Source organism: Paenibacillus sp. Y412MC10, assembly GCF_000024685.1.
Classification (GTDB): Bacteria; Bacillota; Bacilli; order Paenibacillales; family Paenibacillaceae; genus Paenibacillus_AQ; species Paenibacillus_AQ lautus_A.
This window is the reverse complement of the sequence record NC_013406.1, coordinates 4,690,158-4,710,867: the sequence shown is the minus strand read 5'-3', so window position 1 is coordinate 4,710,867 and position 20,710 is coordinate 4,690,158. Positions and strand designations below refer to the sequence as shown.

The 20,710-nt window shown below is 52.1% G+C and carries 17 protein-coding genes; 16 read left to right on the top strand and 1 reads right to left on the bottom strand.

The genetic code is table 11. The annotated features are described in order from the left end of the window. Window positions 1-35: 35 nt before the first annotated feature. The 6 genes from dapG (at window position 36) to GYMC10_RS20375 (ending at window position 8,138) form a co-directional block, all read left to right on the top strand. Window positions 36-1,250, top strand: coding sequence for an aspartate kinase (dapG, locus tag GYMC10_RS20400; protein WP_015736294.1), 1,215 nt, complete (start codon window positions 36-38; stop codon window positions 1,248-1,250). Window positions 1,251-1,359: 109 nt separating this feature from the next. Beyond that, window positions 1,360-2,241, top strand: coding sequence for a 4-hydroxy-tetrahydrodipicolinate synthase (dapA, locus tag GYMC10_RS20395; protein WP_015736293.1), 882 nt, complete (start codon window positions 1,360-1,362; stop codon window positions 2,239-2,241). A 225-nt stretch (window positions 2,242-2,466) separates the two neighbouring features. Then, window positions 2,467-4,146: a ribonuclease J gene (locus tag GYMC10_RS20390; RefSeq protein WP_009594732.1), complete on the top strand. Its 1,680-nt coding sequence runs from the start codon at window positions 2,467-2,469 to the stop codon at window positions 4,144-4,146. 269 nt (window positions 4,147-4,415) lie between these two features. Continuing rightward, window positions 4,416-5,192, top strand: a complete 777-nt coding sequence (locus tag GYMC10_RS20385; RefSeq protein WP_015736292.1) for a ClpP family protease — start codon at window positions 4,416-4,418, stop codon at window positions 5,190-5,192. After that, window positions 5,189-5,431 (top strand): YlzJ-like family protein, encoded by a 243-nt coding sequence (locus GYMC10_RS20380; protein WP_015736291.1) that lies wholly within the window; start codon window positions 5,189-5,191, stop codon window positions 5,429-5,431. Before GYMC10_RS20385 ends, GYMC10_RS20380 begins: the two co-directional genes overlap by 4 nt. Window positions 5,432-5,492: 61 nt before the next feature. Next, window positions 5,493-8,138: an FtsK/SpoIIIE family DNA translocase gene (locus GYMC10_RS20375; protein ID WP_015736290.1), complete on the top strand. Its 2,646-nt coding sequence runs from the start codon at window positions 5,493-5,495 to the stop codon at window positions 8,136-8,138. A gap of 81 nt (window positions 8,139-8,219) precedes the next feature. Here GYMC10_RS20375 and GYMC10_RS20370 read toward each other — a convergent pair whose 3' ends face one another. Further along, a complete protein-coding gene (locus tag GYMC10_RS20370; RefSeq protein WP_015736289.1) occupies window positions 8,220-9,083 on the bottom strand; it encodes a helix-turn-helix transcriptional regulator in 864 nt (287 codons plus the stop codon). A 190-nt stretch (window positions 9,084-9,273) separates the two neighbouring features. Here GYMC10_RS20370 and uxaC point away from each other — a divergent pair, with 190 nt between their 5' ends. The 10 genes from uxaC (at window position 9,274) to GYMC10_RS20320 (ending at window position 20,684) form a co-directional block, all read left to right on the top strand. After that, window positions 9,274-10,698, top strand: coding sequence for a glucuronate isomerase (gene uxaC, locus GYMC10_RS20365; protein ID WP_015736288.1), 1,425 nt, complete (start codon window positions 9,274-9,276; stop codon window positions 10,696-10,698). Window positions 10,699-10,701: 3 nt separating this feature from the next. Further along, window positions 10,702-12,216 (top strand): tagaturonate reductase, encoded by a 1,515-nt coding sequence (locus GYMC10_RS20360; protein WP_015736287.1) that lies wholly within the window; start codon window positions 10,702-10,704, stop codon window positions 12,214-12,216. Continuing rightward, the gene (locus GYMC10_RS20355; protein ID WP_015736286.1) at window positions 12,213-13,727 is read left to right on the top strand and encodes a UxaA family hydrolase; all 1,515 of its coding nucleotides are present in this window, start codon (window positions 12,213-12,215) and stop codon (window positions 13,725-13,727) included. The genes GYMC10_RS20360 and GYMC10_RS20355 overlap by 4 nt, the downstream gene beginning before the upstream one ends. A gap of 45 nt (window positions 13,728-13,772) precedes the next feature. Beyond that, window positions 13,773-14,885, top strand: a complete 1,113-nt coding sequence (locus GYMC10_RS20350) for a glycoside hydrolase family 105 protein (protein WP_015736285.1) — start codon at window positions 13,773-13,775, stop codon at window positions 14,883-14,885. A gap of 193 nt (window positions 14,886-15,078) precedes the next feature. Next, window positions 15,079-15,891: a spore cortex-lytic enzyme gene (sleB, locus tag GYMC10_RS20345; protein ID WP_009589318.1), complete on the top strand. Its 813-nt coding sequence runs from the start codon at window positions 15,079-15,081 to the stop codon at window positions 15,889-15,891. A 123-nt stretch (window positions 15,892-16,014) separates the two neighbouring features. Then, on the top strand, window positions 16,015-17,295 hold the full coding sequence (gene yfmF, locus GYMC10_RS20340) for an EF-P 5-aminopentanol modification-associated protein YfmF (RefSeq protein WP_015736284.1): 1,281 nt from the start codon (window positions 16,015-16,017) through the stop codon (window positions 17,293-17,295). Between the two features lie 3 nt (window positions 17,296-17,298). Continuing rightward, the gene (gene yfmH / locus GYMC10_RS20335) at window positions 17,299-18,579 is read left to right on the top strand and encodes an EF-P 5-aminopentanol modification-associated protein YfmH (protein ID WP_015736283.1); all 1,281 of its coding nucleotides are present in this window, start codon (window positions 17,299-17,301) and stop codon (window positions 18,577-18,579) included. Then, window positions 18,579-19,349, top strand: coding sequence for an elongation factor P 5-aminopentanone reductase (gene ymfI, locus GYMC10_RS20330; RefSeq protein ID WP_036659259.1), 771 nt, complete (start codon window positions 18,579-18,581; stop codon window positions 19,347-19,349). The genes yfmH and ymfI overlap by 1 nt, the downstream gene beginning before the upstream one ends. A gap of 108 nt (window positions 19,350-19,457) precedes the next feature. Beyond that, a complete protein-coding gene (locus tag GYMC10_RS20325; RefSeq protein ID WP_009589302.1) occupies window positions 19,458-19,712 on the top strand; it encodes a DUF3243 domain-containing protein in 255 nt (84 codons plus the stop codon). Between the two features lie 204 nt (window positions 19,713-19,916). After that, entirely contained in the window at window positions 19,917-20,684 is a 768-nt protein-coding gene (locus GYMC10_RS20320) for a DUF3388 domain-containing protein (protein WP_009589314.1), read from the top strand. Window positions 20,685-20,710 lie beyond the last annotated feature (26 nt).

Genomic DNA, 20,710 nt, shown 5'->3' with positions numbered 1-20,710 from the left:
CGTCTCCTGGGCATATATAAACGGAGGAATATTTTATGCGCATCTTAGTTCAAAAATTCGGCGGCACCTCATTGTCTACACCGCAAGCAAGAACCCATGTTATTGGGCACATCCAGCGTGAACTGGCCAATCACTACCAATTGGTCGTGGTCGTATCGGCTATGGGACGCAGAGGGGAGCCTTATGCGACAGACACGCTCCTGGACTGGATCGGGCATAACGGAAACGCGCTTCCAGACAGAGAACGGGATCTGCTGCTCTGCTGCGGTGAAATTATCTCGGCTTCAACGCTGTGCAGTCTCCTTCAGCATGAGGGGATAACCGCAACGGTGCTGACGGGTGCACAAGCCGGATTTCTCACAGACGATCACTTCGGAAATGCACGTATCAAGGACGTAAAACCTGAACGGGTTTTGAAAGAGTTGGAGAGTCATCAGGTTGTCATCGTAACCGGCTTTCAGGGGCAGACCGATTCCGGCGACTTTACCACGCTGGGCAGAGGCGGAAGCGATACTTCGGCTACAGCGCTCGGTGCCGCGCTTCGCGCGGAAATGGTAGATATCTACACGGATGTCAACGGCATTCTAACGGCGGATCCCCGCATCGTCGAGGATGCGAAGCCGCTTAGTTACGTGAGTTACACGGAGATTTGCAACATGGCTCATCAAGGGGCAAAGGTCATTCATCCTAGAGCGGTTGAGATTGCCATGCAATCCCAAATTCCGGTCAGAGTGCGGTCGACCTTCTCGGATAATGAGGGCACGCTGGTAACCCAGCCTGAAGGCTTCAGAGATATTCAATCCGGAATCGTGGACCGCTTTGTGACGGGAGTTGCCTATGTAAGCAACATAACGCAAATCTCGGTGGAATGCGATCGCACGGAAGGTCTTCAACTGAAGGTATTTAAATCGATGGCCGAGCATTCCATCAGCGTGGACTTTATTAATGTTACCCCTACCGGAGTGCTTTATACGGTGTTTGACAGCGATTCGGAGAAGGCGATCGAAGTTCTGCAGAGCCTGGACCTGAAACCGAAAAGCTTATCCGGCTGTGCCAAAGTGTCCGTCATTGGCGGCGGCATCAACGGCGTTCCGGGCATCATGGCCAAAATCGTGGAATCCTTGAGCGAGCACGACATTCCGATTCTGCAATCCGCGGATTCGAATACGACGATATGGGTACTGGTTAAAAAAGAGGATATGGCTCAAGCGCTGCGCGCACTTCATCATAAATTTGAGCTTCACCGATAAAGTTACTAAAGACGGATATTCCCTTAAAACGTTTGATAGGAAATAATATAGATAAGATTACTTACGAAGGAAGCATTCCCGCGCGGGAATGCTTTAAGGAGGAATCATTGTGGATTTCGGAAGACTGATTACGGCTATGGTAACCCCTTTTGATCAGAACGGCCAGATCAATTGGGACGAGACTGCGAGATTGATTGAGCACCTGATTGTGAAACAGAAGTCGGATTCCCTGGTCATTGCTGGAACGACCGGCGAATCGCCAACGCTTAGCGAAGACGAAAAGCTTGAATTGTTTAAGTTCGCTGTGAAACAGGCGGGCGGACGGAGCAAGATCATCGCAGGCACCGGCAGCAACAATACGTCACATTCTGCAGAATTGACGAAAAAAGCCGAAAGCTGCGGCGTTGACGGCATTTTGCTTGTTGCACCCTACTACAACAAGCCGAACCAGGAAGGACTCTACCAGCATTTTAAGGCGATTGCCGAGGCAACCTCCTTGCCCGTCATGCTGTATAATGTGCCTGGAAGAACGGGCATCAGCCTAAGCACGTCCACCACTTTAAGGCTGGCACGAATTCCGAACATCGTTGCGACCAAGGAATGCGCTTCGATTGACCAGGTTACCGGCATTGCCGCAGGTGCTCCCGAAGGATTCATTGTATATTCCGGCGACGATTCCGCGGCATTGCCTGCATTGTCGGTAGGTGCTTATGGGATCGTAAGCGTGGCCAGCCATATTGCAGGTGCCCGCATGAAGGACATGATCGAAGCCTACGTGGAGGGGAACGTGAAGGAAGCTGCCAAGCTTCATCAATCCTTATTCCCGCTGTTCAAAGGCCTCTTTGAATGTCCTGACCCGCTTCCGAATCCTGCGGCGGTAAAATTCGCTTTGAACGAACGCGGCTATCAAGTCGGCGGGGTTCGCCTGCCGCTCGTTGCTCCAAGCGAGAACGAGGCTGCTTTTATCCGTAATATGCTGTCTTCCTTGTAAGCTGCCGCTTACCTATTTTCAGAGCCACTGCCTTCATCGAAGGCGGTGGCTTTCTTCGTTTTAAACCCTTCTGATTCTGGGCATCCTATGGCTCACGAAGGTGGCTGACTTGTGTTTTCACTTTTTCATCATGTATAATGAATTCAAGTGACTGGGTGCGGTATTTTTTTGAAATTTAATATAACAATGGTACGACGTCCAAAACTATAGGAGGGTTAGATACATTTGTCTAAGAAAATAAGCAGCGATAAACTATCGATTTTTGCCTTGGGCGGCGTCGGTGAAATCGGGAAGAACATGTATGTCATCCAGTATGCAGGCGACATCGTTGTCGTGGATGCGGGATTGAAGTTCCCAGAAGAAGATATGCTTGGGATTGATATTGTTATTCCTGATATTAGCTATTTAACGGAAAATCGCGACAAAGTGAGAGGGATTTTGCTGACTCACGGTCACGAGGACCATATCGGCGGCCTCCCTTACGTATTGAAACACCTGAACGTTCCTGTATACGGAACGAAATTGACGCTCGGATTGGTGGAAAACAAGCTCAGAGAAGCGAATTTGCTTGGTGAGACGAAACGGATTCTGATCCATGCGGATTCGGAAGTTCAACTCGGAAACACATTGAAAGCGACCTTCTTCAAAACCAATCACAGCATTCCGGATTCCGTGGGGATCTGTATCGAAACGCCGGAAGGCAATGTGGTGCACACGGGTGACTTTAAGTTTGACCATACTCCGGTCAATGACCAGTATGCGGATCTGCAGCGTATGGCTGAGATCGGAAGCAAGGGAGTATTGGCACTTCTGTCGGACAGTACAAACGCAGAGCGCCCCGGCTTTACGCCTTCCGAGAAAAACGTAGGCATCGTGCTGGAAGACATCTTCCGCAAAGCCGAACAGCGGGTTGTAGTTGCAACGTTTGCATCGAACGTGCACCGTATTCAACAGGTTGTCAACGCAGCCGAGTCCACCGGCCGCAAAATCACGGTAATCGGCAGAAGCATGGTTAACGTTGTGTCCATTGCCGCAGAGCTTGGATACCTGCACATTCCGGACGGCATGCTGATCGAACCCGAAGAGGTTAACAAAATGGCAGCGGACCGCGTTGTCGTATTGTGTACAGGCAGTCAGGGAGAACCGATGTCAGCGCTCACGCGCATGGCTCGTTCCACTCACCGCAAGGTGGACATTCTGCCGGGAGATACGGTCATCATTGCAGCGACTCCGGTGCCGGGTAATGAGAAGTACGTGGGTCGTACGATCGATGAGTTGTTCCGTCTTGGAGCAGACGTCATTTACAGCGGATCCAATTCGGGCGTCCACGTGTCGGGTCACGGAAGCCAGGAAGAGCTTAAGCTGATGCTGAATCTGATGAAACCGCAATTTTTCATCCCTGTCCATGGCGAGTACCGGATGCAGCGCCGTCACGCCCTGCTTGCGGAATCCGTTGGCGTGGATCCGGACAACATTTTTATTACCGATATCGGAGAAATTGTGGAGATTCAAGGCGGCTCGGCCCGCAAAGCCGGCAAAGTGACCGCCGGCAATGTGCTGATTGACGGACTTGGCGTCGGGGACGTAGGGAACATCGTACTGCGCGACCGCAAGCTTCTGTCCCAGGACGGAATTCTGGTCGTTGTCGTTACGTTGAGCAAACAAAACGGCTCCATCGTTTCCGGTCCCGATATTATTTCCCGTGGATTCGTATACGTACGAGAATCCGAAGGGCTTCTGGATGAAGCCAACCGTATCGTTTCCAGCACGCTTCAGAAGCTGATGAGCGAAAACGTGAATGAATGGGCGTCACTGAAGACCAGCGTGAAAGACGCTTTGGGACGCTTCTTGTATGAACAAACACGTCGCAGACCGATGATCTTGCCGATCATCATGGAAGTCTGATACGAGACAATACAATAAATCAGGCACACAGTCGCCCCTTTTTCGCAGGTAATAATTGGACGGTTTCCGCGAAAGAGGGGCTTTTTATATGGAAATCATGAAACTTCTCCCGATTGGTTCGGCAGGAGTTTTTTTGTTTGTTATGGGCAAGGCCTAATGCCGAATGCTCTGCACAAGCATAAAAAAGCCGCGTCATTTGCCATACTAAGGGTTAGCTATGTGTTTGTTGCAGCAGCTAGACATTAAGAATAAAAAGGCAGGGATGCGCGATGGACAACGATCAACGGATGACGGGCAACAAAAAAGCGGGGTGGACCGGCGAGACGGAGGCGCCTCCGGTCGTTCCGACCGAGGAAGGCAAGAAAGCGGCCGTGACGGAAACCATTCAGCAGCTGGGACAGACGGGGCTTCCGACCGGCGGAGAATCCAACGTCTTTTGCATGACGATTATTGGGCAAATCGAGGGTCATCTCGTGCTGCCGCCGCAAAATAAAACGACCAAATACGAGCATATGATTCCACAGCTAGTGGCAGCCGAGCAAAATCCGCGAATCGAAGGACTCTTGATCATTCTGAATACCGTTGGCGGCGATGTGGAAGCAGGGCTTGCCATTGCCGAAATGATTGCATCGCTCAGCAAACCGACGGTAACGGTTGTCATAGGAGGGGGTCATAGCATCGGCGTGCCTATCGCTGTTGCCGCAGACCATTCGATTATCGCAGAGAGCGCAACGATGACGATTCACCCGATTCGCATGAGCGGGTTAGTCATTGGCGTGCCGCAAACCTTCGAATACATGGAGAAAATGCAGGAACGCGTCGTGCGCTTTGTGACGAGCCACTCGGGGATCACGGAGGAACAGTTCAAGGATCTGATGTTCAAGACCGGCGAATTGAACAGGGATATCGGTACTGCGGTTTCGGGTGCAGACGCCGTAAAGTATGGCCTTATGAACGAAGTGGGTGGAATCGGACAGGCATTAAGCCGATTGAACAGCATGATCGCCGAGCGTAAAACGATTCAGCCCGGGGGGATTACGCAATGACTTGGTACAGCGTCATGCCCTTGGATCCGACCATCGGGATGCTTCAAGTGGAGCCGGAGGTCATGTCCAGGGAAGTTCGAGTCGATGGCATTTTGATGGAAGTGAAGCCAGTAACGGAAGATCAGGTGAAAATCGTTCGTTTATTGGACTGCGGGCTTCATGATTACTTGAACCCGCGCTACGCGCCAGGGATCATGATTCGCTATATTCCGACCGTCGAAAATGAGGCTAAAGGCTGAAAACAGAACATAGGTACGCCACCGAATATTATGCTATAATATGGATTCGGGGGTGACACATTTGGCAAAGCGGAAAAGAAAGAAGAAGGCAGCCTTTGCAGCCGTATTGAAATATGAAATTTATGGAATTGTATTGATGACACTCTCGGTCATCGCGTTATCCGGAGAAGCACCGGTGGGGCGTTCCCTGTCCAAGATGTCGGGATATCTGCTGGGTAAGTATTATTTTATCATCCCCCTAATCGGCATTTATTACGGGTTAATGGTGATGATTCACCGGAAATGGCCCAAACGGTGGAACAGCAGGCGTACCGGTGTCCTTCTCCTGGTATTATCGCTCACCTTAATGAGCAGTATTGCAGGTCTGGAGTCCAAATTGGCTCCGATCGGTCAATTGAATGCATCGAGTGCGATGAGCCAGATACATAGTGATTTGCAGGGCGAGCTCCTTCATGCCGGGGCGGATGACGGACGTCATCCCGTCATGGGCCGGGATATCAGCGGGGGTTATGTTGGAGCCTTGCAGTTTGCCCTCTTGTTGATGCTGTTCGGCAGCATCGGGGCAAAGTTGATTGTGATTGTCATGCTGTTTATCAGCTTCATGCTGATTACGAATCTGTCCTATGTTGATTTAATGCGGATGTTCCGCGTCAGGGTTGTGAAAGCCGGGGAACGAATCCAAAAGAAAATGAACAGCCAGCAGACGAAATCAAAGGCGGCGGCGAAGGCAAGCGCCAAGGAGCAACGCATACAGCTGCCGGAGGATCTGGATGAAGACGATGACCTCGACGATATGGAAGGCATGCGGCTGCCGAAGCGTAAAGCGCCGCAATTCTTCCAACTGTTTGGTTCCAAGGGCAACAAGCGGAACGAAGCCGCAGAAGAGGCAGAGGATGTTATGGATGAGTCGGCTCCGCTATTTACGGTTGGCAACGGACATGGTGAGCATGATGAGGGCGAGGTCGTCCTGTTCAGCCGAGCGGATCAATCGGAGGAGGGGACGGATGCTGCATTTTCTGCACCGGATCCTGTGCCTTCTTCGCCGATTATTCGCGATTTCTTTGAGCAGGTGAAGCAAGAAGGTCGATTGGATGACGATCAAGACGATCACGAAGCGGTGATGCCTCCGGCACATGAGGACCCTTCGGGGAACGCGGCATCAAGTTCGAATGCCATGGTTGACCCAGAGACGCTGAACGGCGGGACGAATTCAGCTGTTATGGCGGATACTGGGGGGCAAGAAGGATCGGCACCGGCAGCGCCTCCGGCTCCGCCGCCCAAGCCGTACAAGCTGCCTCCGTTCCGGCTGCTGTCCAAACCGAACAACGGCGGCAAGGGTGGAGACCAGAACGATTACATGCAGACAGCGCGAAAGCTGGAGGCCACGCTGGAAAGCTTTGGCGTTCGGGCCAAGGTTCTGGAGGTTGTCCGGGGTCCGTCGGTAACCCGCTATGAAATTCAGCCGGACATCGGCGTCAAGGTCAGCCGGATCGTGAATCTGACCGATGATATCGCACTCGCGCTTGCGGCCAAGGATATTCGGATGGAGGCGCCGATTCCAGGCAAGTCCGCCATCGGGATCGAAGTGCCGAACAATGAAGTTTCGCTCGTCACCATGCGAGAGGTTATGGAAACGCCGACGTTCCAGGACGCGGAATCGAAGCTGTCGATTGCGTTCGGCCGCGATATTTCGGGCCAGACGATTGTCGGTAATTTGGCACGGATGCCCCATCTCCTGGTTGCAGGCGCCACGGGTTCCGGTAAATCCGTATGCATCAACGGCATTATTACCAGCATCCTGTATAAAGCGAAGCCGGATGAGGTTAAGTTCCTGATGGTTGATCCGAAGATGGTCGAACTCAATGTCTATAACGGGATTCCGCATTTGATGGCGCCGGTGGTAACCGACCCGAAGCGGGCCTCCTTAGCGCTTAAGAAAATCGTCGTGGAGATGGAGAAGCGGTATGAGCTGTTCTCCAAGTCGGGAACGCGGAATATTGAGGGCTACAACAATCTGATGAAGGATAATCTGCCTGCGGTATTGCCGTATATCGTTGTCATCGTGGACGAGTTGGCCGATTTGATGATGGTTGCAGCCAACGACGTGGAGGATGCGATTACGCGATTGGCCCAGATGGCGCGTGCAGCCGGTATCCATCTGATTATCGCGACGCAGCGTCCGTCGGTCGACGTTATCACCGGGGTCATTAAAGCGAACATCCCGTCGCGTATTGCCTTTGGCGTGTCTTCGCAGGTCGATTCCCGAACCATTCTGGATATGGCGGGCGCCGAGAAGCTGCTAGGCCGCGGGGACATGCTGTTTATGCCGATGGGCTCCTCCAAGCCGATCCGCGTTCAGGGAGCCTTTATGAGTGATCATGAGGTTGAGAACATCGTGGATTTCGTCCGGGATCAAGGACAGGCGGAGTATGACGAGTCGTTGGTGCCTGAAATCGAGGAATCTGCAGGCGCGGACGAAGAAGAATTGGATGAGTTGTATGAACAGGCGGTGACCATCGTATTGGAAGCTAAGCAGGCATCCGTATCGCTGCTGCAGCGGAGAATGCGTGTAGGCTACACCCGCGCCGCCCGCCTCATCGATTCCATGGAAGCGCGCGGGGTGATCGGTCCTTATGAGGGCAGCAAGCCGCGGGAAGTGCTGATGTCCATTGAGCAATATCAGCAGCAGCAGAATCGAATCAGCTAAGCGGCTCATTGTATGATCACCAACTAAAAAAGGAAGCGAACAACCCTGGACTCCTGGTGGCTCGCTTCCTTTTTTGCATGTTCAGGGGACGCTGTTGATTTTGCGATATTGGCTTGCCGTCATGTTCATGATTTTTTTGAAGGTCCGGTCAAAATGGGTGAGGCTTTCGAAGCCGATCGATTCGGCGATGTCCACGATTTTCAGATCCGTATCCGTCAGAAGGCGCTGCGCCTCGCGAATCCGGGTGAGGTTGAGGTAATTAATGATGGTAAATCCCGTAATCTCTTTGAAGATCCGGGACAGGTAGAACGGACTGATGTAGAAGGTTTCGGATAATCCCTGCAGCGTGATTTTGTCTGCGTAGTGGACGTGAATAAACTTCACCACGTCCGTGATTTTCTGATGGAGCGGATTCATGGAGACGTTGGCAGGCAGCGAGGCGGAATGGGTTAATCGATAGGTTTTGATTAATAACTCCGTAAGCAGCACCTGCAGCATATGCTCATACGAAGCGGAGCGTTCCCGGATCTCATCGGCCATTTTATTCAGAATTTGCATGATGATGGCCTGCTCCGGCACGGTTAAACGCAGCAGCGGCCGATCCTGGTTAAACATGCCGAGCAATCCCGATGCCAGCAAGGGATGGCCTTTGCCGAGAAAGGAATCGCTGAAATTAATGACGATACGCTCATGCTCCGGGTCTCCATGGCCCGAGGTTTTATGGACATCGAATTTATTGATGAGAATCAGATCCCCCGCCCGTATGGAGTACAGCTTCTCTTTGATAAAATAATGGCGTTCTCCCGAAACCAAATAGTAGATTTCGTAAGTTCCGTGATAATGGTTATTCCGTTCAAAGGGCTTCGTGCGGTGAATGCGATGATAGTAAAATTCTCCTTCTTCTTCTCCGTAGGATACGGTGTGGGTTTCGCTGGATATGACAATCGCCCCCGCTTCGTTCAGATCATAACATTTTGGAGCTATTCCAATATATACAGCTATATTGTATCAACTTCTTCTTGCTAAACAAAGCAAGATATGTTGATTAATCCTCTATATTCGCAATAAACGTGAAGAAATCCAACTGATGATGCCGTAACATAGTAGATAATCTACAGAAACGGACGGTGAAATCATGAGACCTTTTATGGATGAACATTTTTTGCTTCATAACGAGACTGCTCGCATCTTATACCACGATTATGCTAAAGCCATGCCAATCATCGACTACCACTGTCATTTGAGTCCGCAAATGATCGTTGACAATCACCGGTTCGAGAACTTAACGGAAGCCTGGATCAACGGTGACCACTATAAATGGCGGGCGATGCGTGCTGCAGGCGTGGAAGAGGCCTACATCACGGGAGGGCCGGGCGTGAACGATTATGACCGCTTCTTGGCTTGGACCCGCACCGTGCCGATGACGATTGGCAACCCCTTATTCCATTGGTCGCATTTGGAGCTGCAAAGGCTGTTCGGCATATCGGATATCATTCAGGAAAAGACTGCTCCGCGAATTTGGGAGGCGGCAAACAAGCGTCTCCAGGAACATGATTTTACGACCAGGGGGTTGATTACGTCAAGCAACGTGAAGGTCGTGTGTACGACGGATGACCCGGCGGATAGCCTGGAATATCATATCAAGCTGGCAGAGGAAGGCGATGCCGGATTTCAGATGCTCCCGTCGTTCCGTCCGGACAAGGGGCTGGAGATTAACCGGGAGACGTTCGTTCCTTGGGTGAAGTTGCTCGCCGAGCGAAGCCGGATCGAGATAGCGGATTATCCGGCATTTCTGGCAGCGCTGGAGCAGCGGGCGGAATTTTTCCATTCGGTTGGCGGCAGGGTATCCGATCATGCGCTGGATTACGTGCCTTATCGAGAGGTCAGCGAGGCGCAGGCGGGCGACATTTTCATGAAAGCGCTTCAAGGGGAGAGGGTTTCCCGGGAAGAAGAGGAACAGTTCAAGACGCATACGCTGCTTCATCTCGGCCGTGTCTACGCCAGGCTCGGCTGGGTCATGCAGTTCCATATCAATGCCCAACGCAACAACAACACAAGGATGTTCCGACAATTGGGTCCGGATACCGGTTATGATTCGATTCACGATAGTCCGATCGCCGTACCGCTCGTTAAGCTGATGGATCGGCTCGATCAAGAGTCAGCGCTTCCGAGAACGATACTCTATTCGCTCAACCCCAGCGATAACGATATCCTAGCTGCACTAATCGGGAGTTTTCAAGGGGACGGCATTCCGGGCAAAATCCAGTTCGGCTCGGCGTGGTGGTTCAACGACACCAAAGACGGCATGGTCGAGCAGATGAGCAAACTCGGCAATATGGGCCTGTTGAGCCAATTCGTCGGGATGCTGACCGATTCCAGAAGTTTTTTGTCTTACACCCGGCATGAGTATTTCCGCCGTATTCTTTGCAATCTTCTCGGCGAGTGGGTTACGCGGGGCGAAGCGCCGGATGATCTTCCGTGGCTCGGAGGCATCGTACAGGATATTTGTTACAACAACGCCGAGCGTTATTTCCGGTTTGGCCAGACGGAAGGGAGATAAACCATGAGTACGAGCACGGACCGAAGCGGGTCGTTGAAGTTGGTCGGACGGGAGTTTCTCCAGCAGCAGGATATACGCCAGGACTCGGAGATGTTGGACTTCCCCGTGAAGGTGCTGCAAATCGGCGAAGGTAATTTTCTCAGGGGCTTTTTCGATTGGATGATCTATGAATGCAACCGGCAGGGGCTGTTTCAAGGGAGCGTCGCGGTCAGTCAGCCAAGACCCGGCGGAAGGCCCAAGCTGGAGCAGCTGCGGGACCAGGAAGGGATATACGGCCTGCTGACCCGAGGTCTGCAGGATGGACGAAAAGTTGAGGAGGAGCAGTGGATTCCGGTGTTCTCGAAGATCGTGGATCCCTATGCGGAATGGGAGAACTTCTTAAGGATCGCCGAGTTGGATTCCCTGGACATCATCGTTTCCAATACCACCGAGGCGGGCCTCGATTATCAGCGCAGTGAATGGAATCCGGACGAACCGGTGTTGTCGTATCCCGGCAAGCTGACCATGCTGCTGTACCGGCGTTATAAGCATTATGAGGGCTCGCCGGACAAGGGCTTGATGATATTGCCCTGCGAGCTTCTGGAGCGAAACGGGGACATCTTGCGATCCATTGTTTTGCGGCATGCCCAGGATTGGGGGCTTTCGCCCGCCTTTCAGAGCTGGGTGGCGGAGCATAATCTGTTTCTGAACTCTCTTGTAGACCGGATCGTAACCGGTTATCCGGAAGAAGCGGAGCGTTATTTTGACAAATGGGGTCATCAAGACCGATTGCTCAACACGGCCGAGCCCTATTATTTCTGGGCGATTGAGGGCGATCCGTCACTGGAGTCCAGACTGCCTCTACGGTCGGCGGGCCTTCAGGTAAGCTGGGTATCCGATCTGACTCCGTATCAGGTTAGAAAAGTAAGGATCTTGAATGGAACGCATACCCTTATGGCTTCGATAGGCCTGCTCCATGGCTTGAACGAAGTGAAGGAGATGACGGAAAGTCCTGAATGGGGTGATCTCATCCGAAACGCGATGCTCGAGGAAATCGTCCCGGGGGTGCCCCTCCCGCCGGAAGAGGTTGCAGCATATGCCGAAACCGTGTGGGAGCGGTTCGGCAACCCCTTCATTCGGCACAGGCTGCAGGACATCGCCATGAACAGCATGTCCAAATTTAGGGTTCGGGTTCTGCCGAGCTTAAAGGAATATATCAGAATGCATAATGAGCTGCCAAGCACCATTACTCTTGGATTGGCTTCCTTGATCCGTCTGTATCATATCGGCACAAAAGAGGGGCAATGGTACGGCACGCGACTTGATGGTGAAGAGCTGCCGTTAAGAGATGATCCGGATAACCTGATGACACTGCAGCAAGCTTGGCAAAAGGTAGACGGCGGGGAGTGGACTATACGTCAGCTTGTGGCCTCCATTCTTGGTAACCAGAGGATATGGGGCGAGGATCTGAACCGAATTCCCGCTCTTCATGAAACGGTAAGCAGCTATATCGAAGAAATGGAGCTGAACAACACATGAGTGACATCGTCATACTTCACAGCAAGGATGATGTCGGCATTGCGCTTCGTCCTTTGTCGGCAGGAGAACATGCCATCGGGATCTTGAACGGGAAGGAGCATGCCATCGAATTAACGGAGGACGTCCCGAAGGGTCATAAGGTGGCTCTGCGGTGGATTGAGGCGGGTAGCCATGTTTTCAAATTCGGTTATTCGATCGGTCTGGCGAAGGAAGCCATTTTGCCGGGGACCTGGATTCATACCCACAATTTGAAAACAGGTCTCTCCGGTGAAGTGGAGTATCAGTATAAGCCAAACGCGAATCAAGGGCTTGAGCCTTCAGCTGCCAGCCACGGCTCGTCAACTTTCCAAGGATATGTCAGACCGAACGGCGAGGTTGGAATCCGCAACGAAATCTGGATCATCAACACCGTCGGCTGCATTAATAAAACCTGCGAGCTGCTGGCACGAATGGCAGGTCAGCAGTTTCAAGGGAGAGGGATTGATGGGATTTATCATTTTCCGCATCCTTACGGCTGCTCACAGCTCGGAGATGATCTGAGCCATACCCAGCGCCTATTATCCTCCCTGGCTCAGCATGGCAATGCCGCAGGCGTGCTCATTATCGGGCTCGGCTGCGAGAACAATCAGATCGATCAAATGCAGGCCATGATCGGGGAGCAGGACGGGAATAGGATCAAATATATGCGTGCCCAGGACATGGAGGACGAATTGGAGGAAGGGTTGTCCCTTATATCCGAGCTCGTGGAATATGCGGAGACTTTCAAACGAACGGAGGTTCCTCTCTCCAAACTGAAGATCGGGCTGAAATGCGGCGGGTCGGACGGACTTTCGGGCATTACAGCCAATCCGCTGGCGGGCCGCATCGCGGATACGATTACCGCCTATGGAGGCACCGCTCTTCTAACGGAGGTGCCGGAGATGTTCGGAGCCGAAACGATCCTGATGGATCGGGCTGCCGACGAGCAGGTGTTCCAGGATATCACCTTGCTCATCAACAACTTTAAACAATATTTCGTCTCGCATGGACAGGAAATCTATGAAAATCCGTCTCCCGGGAATAAAGACGGCGGCATCACGACCTTAGAGGAGAAATCGCTGGGATGCACCCAAAAAGGGGGGACTGCAACCGTATCCGATGTGCTCCGTTACGGCGTAAGAACTACGAAGCCGGGACTGAACCTGATCGAGGGGCCGGGCAATGACCTCGTATCGGTTACGGCACTCGCTGCAGCCGGCGCCCACCTCGTGCTGTTCACGACCGGAAGGGGGACGCCGTTTGGGGGGCCTGTACCAACCGTCAAAATCGCGACCAATTCCGAGCTGGCCAAACGTAAAAAGCATTGGATCGATTATAATGCGGGAGCTCTGCTGGAGGGCAAAAGCATGGATGAGCTTCATGCGGAACTTTTGGAGGTCATCGTTCATTTGGCCTCAGGCGTTGAGAAGACGCAAAATGAACGGAACGGCTTCCGGGAAATATCCATTTTCAAGGATGGCGTTATTTTATAAATTCAATCGCTTTTTAGTAATTGATTAGAAAGAGGAGGAGCACGTATGTCCAATCCCGTACAGCAGCAGGCACAGTCCGCTTTGTCACCAATAGAACTCGCCGCCAAGGCGTGCCAATCGATCATGGAAACGTATTTGCCCGAGCAGCTTCCGCCTGCAGGCAGGTGGCATTACCATCAGGGCGTATTTTTGGTTGGGTTGTCTCAATTGTGGAAATTTAACGGGGACAGCAAGCTTTTGAGTTATATCAAAGGCTATGTTGATCATCTGGTGGACGCTAACGGCAACCTGCTGCTGGAGCGGGGGGAGCTGGATTCCGTTCAAGCGGGCCTGCTCCTGATGGAATTGGATGCTGTGTTTCCCGAATACCGCTACAGGACCGCAGCGGATAAACTGCTCCGCTTGCTGTCCACGCTGAACCGGACCACCGAAGGCGGCTATTGGCATAAGGACCGGTATCCATACCAGATGTGGCTGGACGGACTGTATATGGGCGGCGTATTTACGATGAACTATGCGAGGCAGTATAACGAGCCGCATTTATTTGACGAGGTATTGTTCCAGGAGAAGCTGATGCGCTCCCATACCAAGGATGAGGCTACCGGTTTGTATTATCATGCTTGGGACGAGAGCCGAACGATGCCCTGGGCGGATCCGGTCAGCGGGCAATCTCCGGAATTTTGGGGACGCGCCATAGGCTGGTATGCGCTGTCGCTTGTCGAGTTCCTCGATTTACTGCCTGAGCATCATTCGGCGAGGGAAGAGCTGGCTGCCGCGCTACGTGAACTAAGCGAAGCGCTGGTGCGTTATCAGGATCCGGCTACCGGTCTGTGGCATCAGGTTGTGGACAAAGGGGGGCGGGAGGACAATTGGCTCGAAACCTCCTGCTCCAGTCTTTTCACCTATACCTTGGCAAAAGGAGTCCGTCTGGGTTATCTGGATCCTTCTTTTATGACGTATGCAAGACAGGGATATCAAGGCCTGGTCCAATCCGTATATCGCAATGACAAGGGACATTTGGTCATGCCCCAAATCTGCATCGGCACGGGAGTAGGCGATTACAAGCATTATGTGGAAAGGCAGCAATGCGAAAATGACCTTCATGGCGTCGGAGCGTTGGTCATGGCGTGCGTAGAGCTAGGCAGAAGCGACGGATGAAAGCGTGTTTGAACGCTGCAACTGATACAGAACATTTAAGGAGCTGTTCCCTCATAGGAGCAGCTCTCTTTGCGCTTATAGGAACTTCTGCGCTCATGCCGTCCTCAGGGAATAGGTGCATAGGATATTGGCAGGCTTGTCATAATAACGGTAGCGAGGCTTGTTAAACCACAAGAGAAAGGTAGAGCGCAGCATGAAAAACTCAAGAATCTGGATTCTGATCAGCATTGCGATATTGTTATCTGCCGTCGTCTTCGCCCAGGGAAGGCTGAAAGCGGATCACAGTTCGAGTCTACAGGAAGCTTTGCCGACCTTTAGCCAGCAGACCATCAAATTCGGTTCCACCGGCGAAGACGTGTATGAGCTGCAAGGGCGACTGAAGTACCTAGGCTTTTATCATGGCAAAATCGACAGCGTGTTCGGTTCCAAGACCCAAGGCGCCGTCAAGTGGTTCCAATCCGAGTTCGGCATGAAGGTGGACGGCATCGTGGGGCCGAAGGTCAAATTGAAACTGTATAACGCCACCAAGGATTTCCGTCCCACCGCTCCGAAGCTTCATGAAGGCGGAGGTGCAGCGGCCGGTGCTGGCGGAAACGGCGGCGGTACTAATCAAGGGAATAACAACTTAGCCTCATCGAATACTATGGGCCTGTCCGACAATGATTTGAGAATCATGGCGAATGCCGTTTACGGCGAAGCGCGCGGAGAGCCGTTTGAAGGACAGGTCGCCGTAGCGGCCGTTATTCTCAACCGGGTGAAATCGCCAAGCTTCCCGAACACGCCGCATGGAGTTATATTCGAGCCGAGAGCATTTACCGCGGTCGCTGACGGCCAAATATGGCTGGAGCCGAACGCCCAGGCTCGAAAAGCGGTGGAGCAGGCGCTGAACGGATGGGATCCTACAGGAGGATGCTTGTACTACTTCAATCCGAAAACAGCCACCTCGCCATGGATTTGGACGCGTCCTCAAGTCAAAACCATCGGTCAACATATCTTCTGTATGTAGCTCAACCAACGGCAACCGGGGCCTGTCTTCGGTTGCTTCTTCACTTTGCGATGGGTTAGAATGTAAGTTATCTATGAAGTAAATTATGGCAACGACAATCCATGATGTAAGGGGATATGGACCTTGACGAAAACGGAATTTGAACACGGTACTGCCGGAGGGATACGGATTCACGTGTTGCCGACAAACCGATTCAAGACATTTGCGATATCGCTTTACGCCGGAAGCCCGTTAGCGGAGGAAACCGTGACCTCGACCGCGCTTACGCCTTTTGTACTGCGCAGAGGGACGGTTTCTTACCCGGAAACCAGAGCATTCCGCGAGCAGCTGGAGCAGCTGTACGGCGCCGGGTTTGGCTTTGACGTGTATAAGCGCGGCGATTATCAGATCGTGCACTTCCGCATGGACACGATCAATGACTCTTTTGTTAAGAGCCCTGAGAGCCTGCTACGCTCCTCATTTGCTTTTCTGGGCGAGGCATTCACCCAGCCCGTGCTGGAGAATGGCGCATTCCGCAAATCTTACGTGCAGACCGAGCGCGACACGGTCCGCAAGAAGCTGGAGTCTATCGTAAACGATAAGATCCGTTATGCCGCCGAGCGCTGCATTGAGGTTATGTGCAAGAACGAGCCGTACCGATTGCATCCGCTCGGAGAGCGGAAGGACCTTGACGGCATCACGCCGGAGGACTTGTATGAGTCTTATCAGAAATGGCTCCAAGAGTCCGTTTTGGATTTGTACGTGGTTGGCGATACGAGTCTGGATGAGGTGAAGACGCTCGTCGAGGAGCATTTTAAACTGAATCGGACGGAAAGCCGGGATTATGTTCCTTCGATCACGCGGACGGCCGCTAACGAGACGCAGACGGTCGTGGAGAAGCTGGACATCAATCAAGGCAAACTCAACATGGGCCTTCGAAGCACGATTACGTACGGAGATGATGAATATGCCGCTGCGCTCCTGTATAACGGGATTTTGGGAGGGTATCCGCATTCGAAGCTGTTTGTTAACGTGAGGGAGAAGGAAAGCCTGGCGTATTACGCTTCCTCCCGATATGACGGTCATAAAGGGATTGCTACCATCCAGTCCGGGATCGAGGTTCAAAATTTCGAGAAGGCGGTCGACATCATTCGCCAACAGCTCGATGACATGGCCAAGGGTGCCATCTCGGACATCGAAATGACCCAGACGAAAGCCATGATCCGTAACGTGATCAAAGAAATGCAGGATTCGGCCTTCGAGATGATTGCGTATGATTTTAACCGCACGCTGTCGGGACGGGAACGTACGCCGGATGAGCTGCTGAAGCAGGTCGAGGGCATTGCAGTGGACGATGTGAAGCAGGCGGCTTCGGCATTTTCCCTGGATACGATCTATTTCCTGAAAGGTCAAAAGGAGGAATAGCCGGTGGAGAGCATTCATTATGACAACCTGCAGGAAACGCTGTATTACGAAGTGATGGATAACGGTTTGCACGTGTATGTGCTGCCTAAACCCGGCTTCCAGAAAACCTATGCGACCTTTGCAACCAAGTACGGTTCGGTCGATAACCATTTCAAGGTCCAAGGCGAGTCCGAGACCCGGGTTCCGGACGGAATTGCGCATTTTCTCGAGCACAAAATGTTTGAGGAGCCGGAAGGCGACATTTTTGCCAAGTTTGCTTCCAATGGCGCCTCGGCGAACGCCTTTACCAGTTTTGACCAGACCGTGTACCTCTTCTCGGCCACGGAGAACATTCATGAAAATTTGGAGACGCTGATCGATTTCGTGCAGAATCCTTATTTTACCGACCAGAACGTGGAGAAAGAAAAAGGGATCATCGGCCAGGAAATCAACATGTATCAAGACAACCCGGATTGGCGCGTGTACTTCGGACTGATCGAAGCGATGTATAAGGTGCATCCGGTGCATATCGACATCGCCGGCACGGTGGAATCCATCGGGACGATTACGAAGGAAGATCTGTATACGTGCTACAATGCGTTCTATCACCCGAGCAACATGCTGCTGTTCGTGGTGGGCGGCGTCGATCCCGAGGAAACGATGAACCTGATCCGATCGAACCAAGCCCGAAAATCGTACGACAAACAAGGTTCCATTGAGCGTTTATTCGATCCGGAGCCGCAGGGAGTCGAAGAGAAGCGGAGGGAGAGCCGCCTGGCCGTATCGCTGCCGAAATGCCTGTTCGGCTTCAAGGAGAAGCAGGTGGGTTTATCGGCCGATGAGCAGCTGCGCCGCGACCTGACGACCAAGCTGATGATGGATCTCCTGTTTGGCTCCAGTACGGAGTTGTATCAGAAGCTGTACGATGAGGATTTGATCTCCGACAGCTTCGGTCATGAATATAACAGCTCGCCCCAGTATGCGTTCTCCGCGGTTGGCGGGGACACGAAGGATCCGGATCAACTGCTGGAGCGCATCCGTACCGAGGTGGATAAGCTAAAGGCAGCCGGATTCCAAGCCTCGGACTTTGAACGGGCCCGCAAGAAGAAAATGGGCGGATACTTGCGTATGCTCAATTCCCCGGAAAACATTGCCCATGAATTTACTCGCTATCAGTTCCGCGGCGCCGATTTTTTCAACGTTTTGCCGGTTTATGAATCCATCACCCTGGAGGATGTCAACCGCCGCCTGCAGGAGCATGTCGATTGGAACCAGCTGGCTGTATCGATCGTTGTGAGTCCGTAATGAAGCAAGGCATGGGAAGAGAATTGAAGCCGATCGGGGAAATGACGGTATTGATTACGGGTGCGAGCAGAGGCATAGGGGCGGCTGTCGCCGAACGCTTTGCCTCGGTCCGCATGAATGTGGTCATCCACTACATGAATTCGCACGAAGCGGCCAACGAAGTAGCCCGCCGCTGCATGGCTTATGGAGCCAAGGTATTAACCGTATCCGCCGACCTGCGCGACAAAGAGCAGATATTACGGATGAAAGAGAAACTGCAGAGTCATGGTATGGAGCCGGATATTCTGGTTAACAACGCGGGCGTGTCCCATTACGGGCTTTTGTCCGACGTGACGGAAGAGCAGTGGGATACTTTGATGTCCATTAACCTGCGCGGGATGTTTCTGTGTTCCCAGGCTTTTATGGGGCGCATGGTTTCCCAGCGCTTTGGCAGGATCATCAATGTATCCTCGATCTGGGGGTTATCCGGAGCCTCCTGCGAGGTATTGTATTCAACAAGCAAAGGCGGCGTTAACGCCTTTACGAAGGCTCTCGCGAAGGAGCTTGCCCCGTCAGGCGTAACGGTGAACGCCGTGGCGCCCGGTGCGGTCGATACGTCCATGCTGGGGCATCTGGAGTCGGATGAAATTCGCATGCTGGAGGATGAAATTCCGGTCGGCCGATTGGCGCAGCCGGATGAGATTTCGTCGCTGGTGTATTTTTTGGCGCTGCCCGAGTCGGGCTACATTACCGGGCAAGTGATCAGCCCGAACGGAGGATGGGTGACCTAGATCTCGTTCGTGGTGCAATTCACCACTCATAAGGTATTGGTTACGGGGACATATTACTATTGTTACTTTAAATCTGAATTGCCACCACGCAAAAGGAGGATTTAATTCATGTCATCCGTAATCAAAAACTTTGATTCCTGGAAGAAATTCCTGGGCGAGCGCGTCGTTCAAGCCGAGAAAGCGGGTATGAGTGAAGACACCATTTCCCAGCTGGCTTATGAGATCGGTGATTTCCTCGACGAGAAGGTTGATCCCCAAAACTCATCCAACCGCGCACTGAAAGAATTGTGGGATGTAGGTAACGAGGAAGAACGCCACGTTATCGCGCGTCTGATGGTGAAATTGGCCAAGAACAACGCATAATCCATTAACAAAAAGCCCCCCGACAATGGGGGCTTTTTGTCAAGAAAAAAGAATGTAATTTTCATGTCACCGTTAATACTTGCCTTTCATTTTTATTTTATATATCATTAACGTGACCCATTTTTCATTTGACCTGTTTTTGCGTGCAATTTTCGCTGGAATTTGTCGAATATTGATGGAAAAGAAGTGCAAAGAGGTGTCTTTGTGGAATCGAATCAATGGTACATGGAATATAAGATACATAAGAACCGGCCCGGTTTGCTCGGTGACATTGCATCCGTGCTGGGTATGCTCGAAGTGAACATACTGACCATTAACGGCGTGGAAGGCCAAACCCGCGGAATGCTGCTCGAGACGGATGACGAAGAAAAAATTGTTCTGATGGGTAAAATGTTAAACAAAATGAAAAATATTACGGTATCAGCCTTGAGGCCCCCGAAACTGGTGGATATTCTGGCTGTCCGTCATGGACGATATATCGACCGGGACTCGGATGATCGTAAAACGTTTCGTTTTACGCGTGATGAGCTCGGTTTACTTGTTGATTTTTTGGGTGAATTGTTCAAAAGGGAAGGTAATCAGGTCATCGGCCTCCGCGGAATGCCCCGCGTGGGCAAAACCGAGTCCATTATCGCCGGCAGCGTCTGCGCGATGAAGCGCTGGACCTTCGTTTCCTCTACGCTGCTCCGTCAAACCATTCGCAGTCAACTCTCCGAGGACGAGATGAATACGAACAACATTTTTATCATTGACGGCATTGTGAGCACGATTCGATCCAATGAACGCCACTATCAGCTCCTGCAGGATATCATGGGAATGGAGAGCACGAAGGTGATCGAGCATCCCGATATCTTTGTTCGCGAATCCGAATATTCCTACGATGATTTCGACATTATCATCGAATTGCGAAACAATCCGGAAGAGGAAATCGTTTATGATACGTTCACGGGTTCTTATAGTGACGATTTGTAATATTTTTGTTTGACTTTGACCACGAA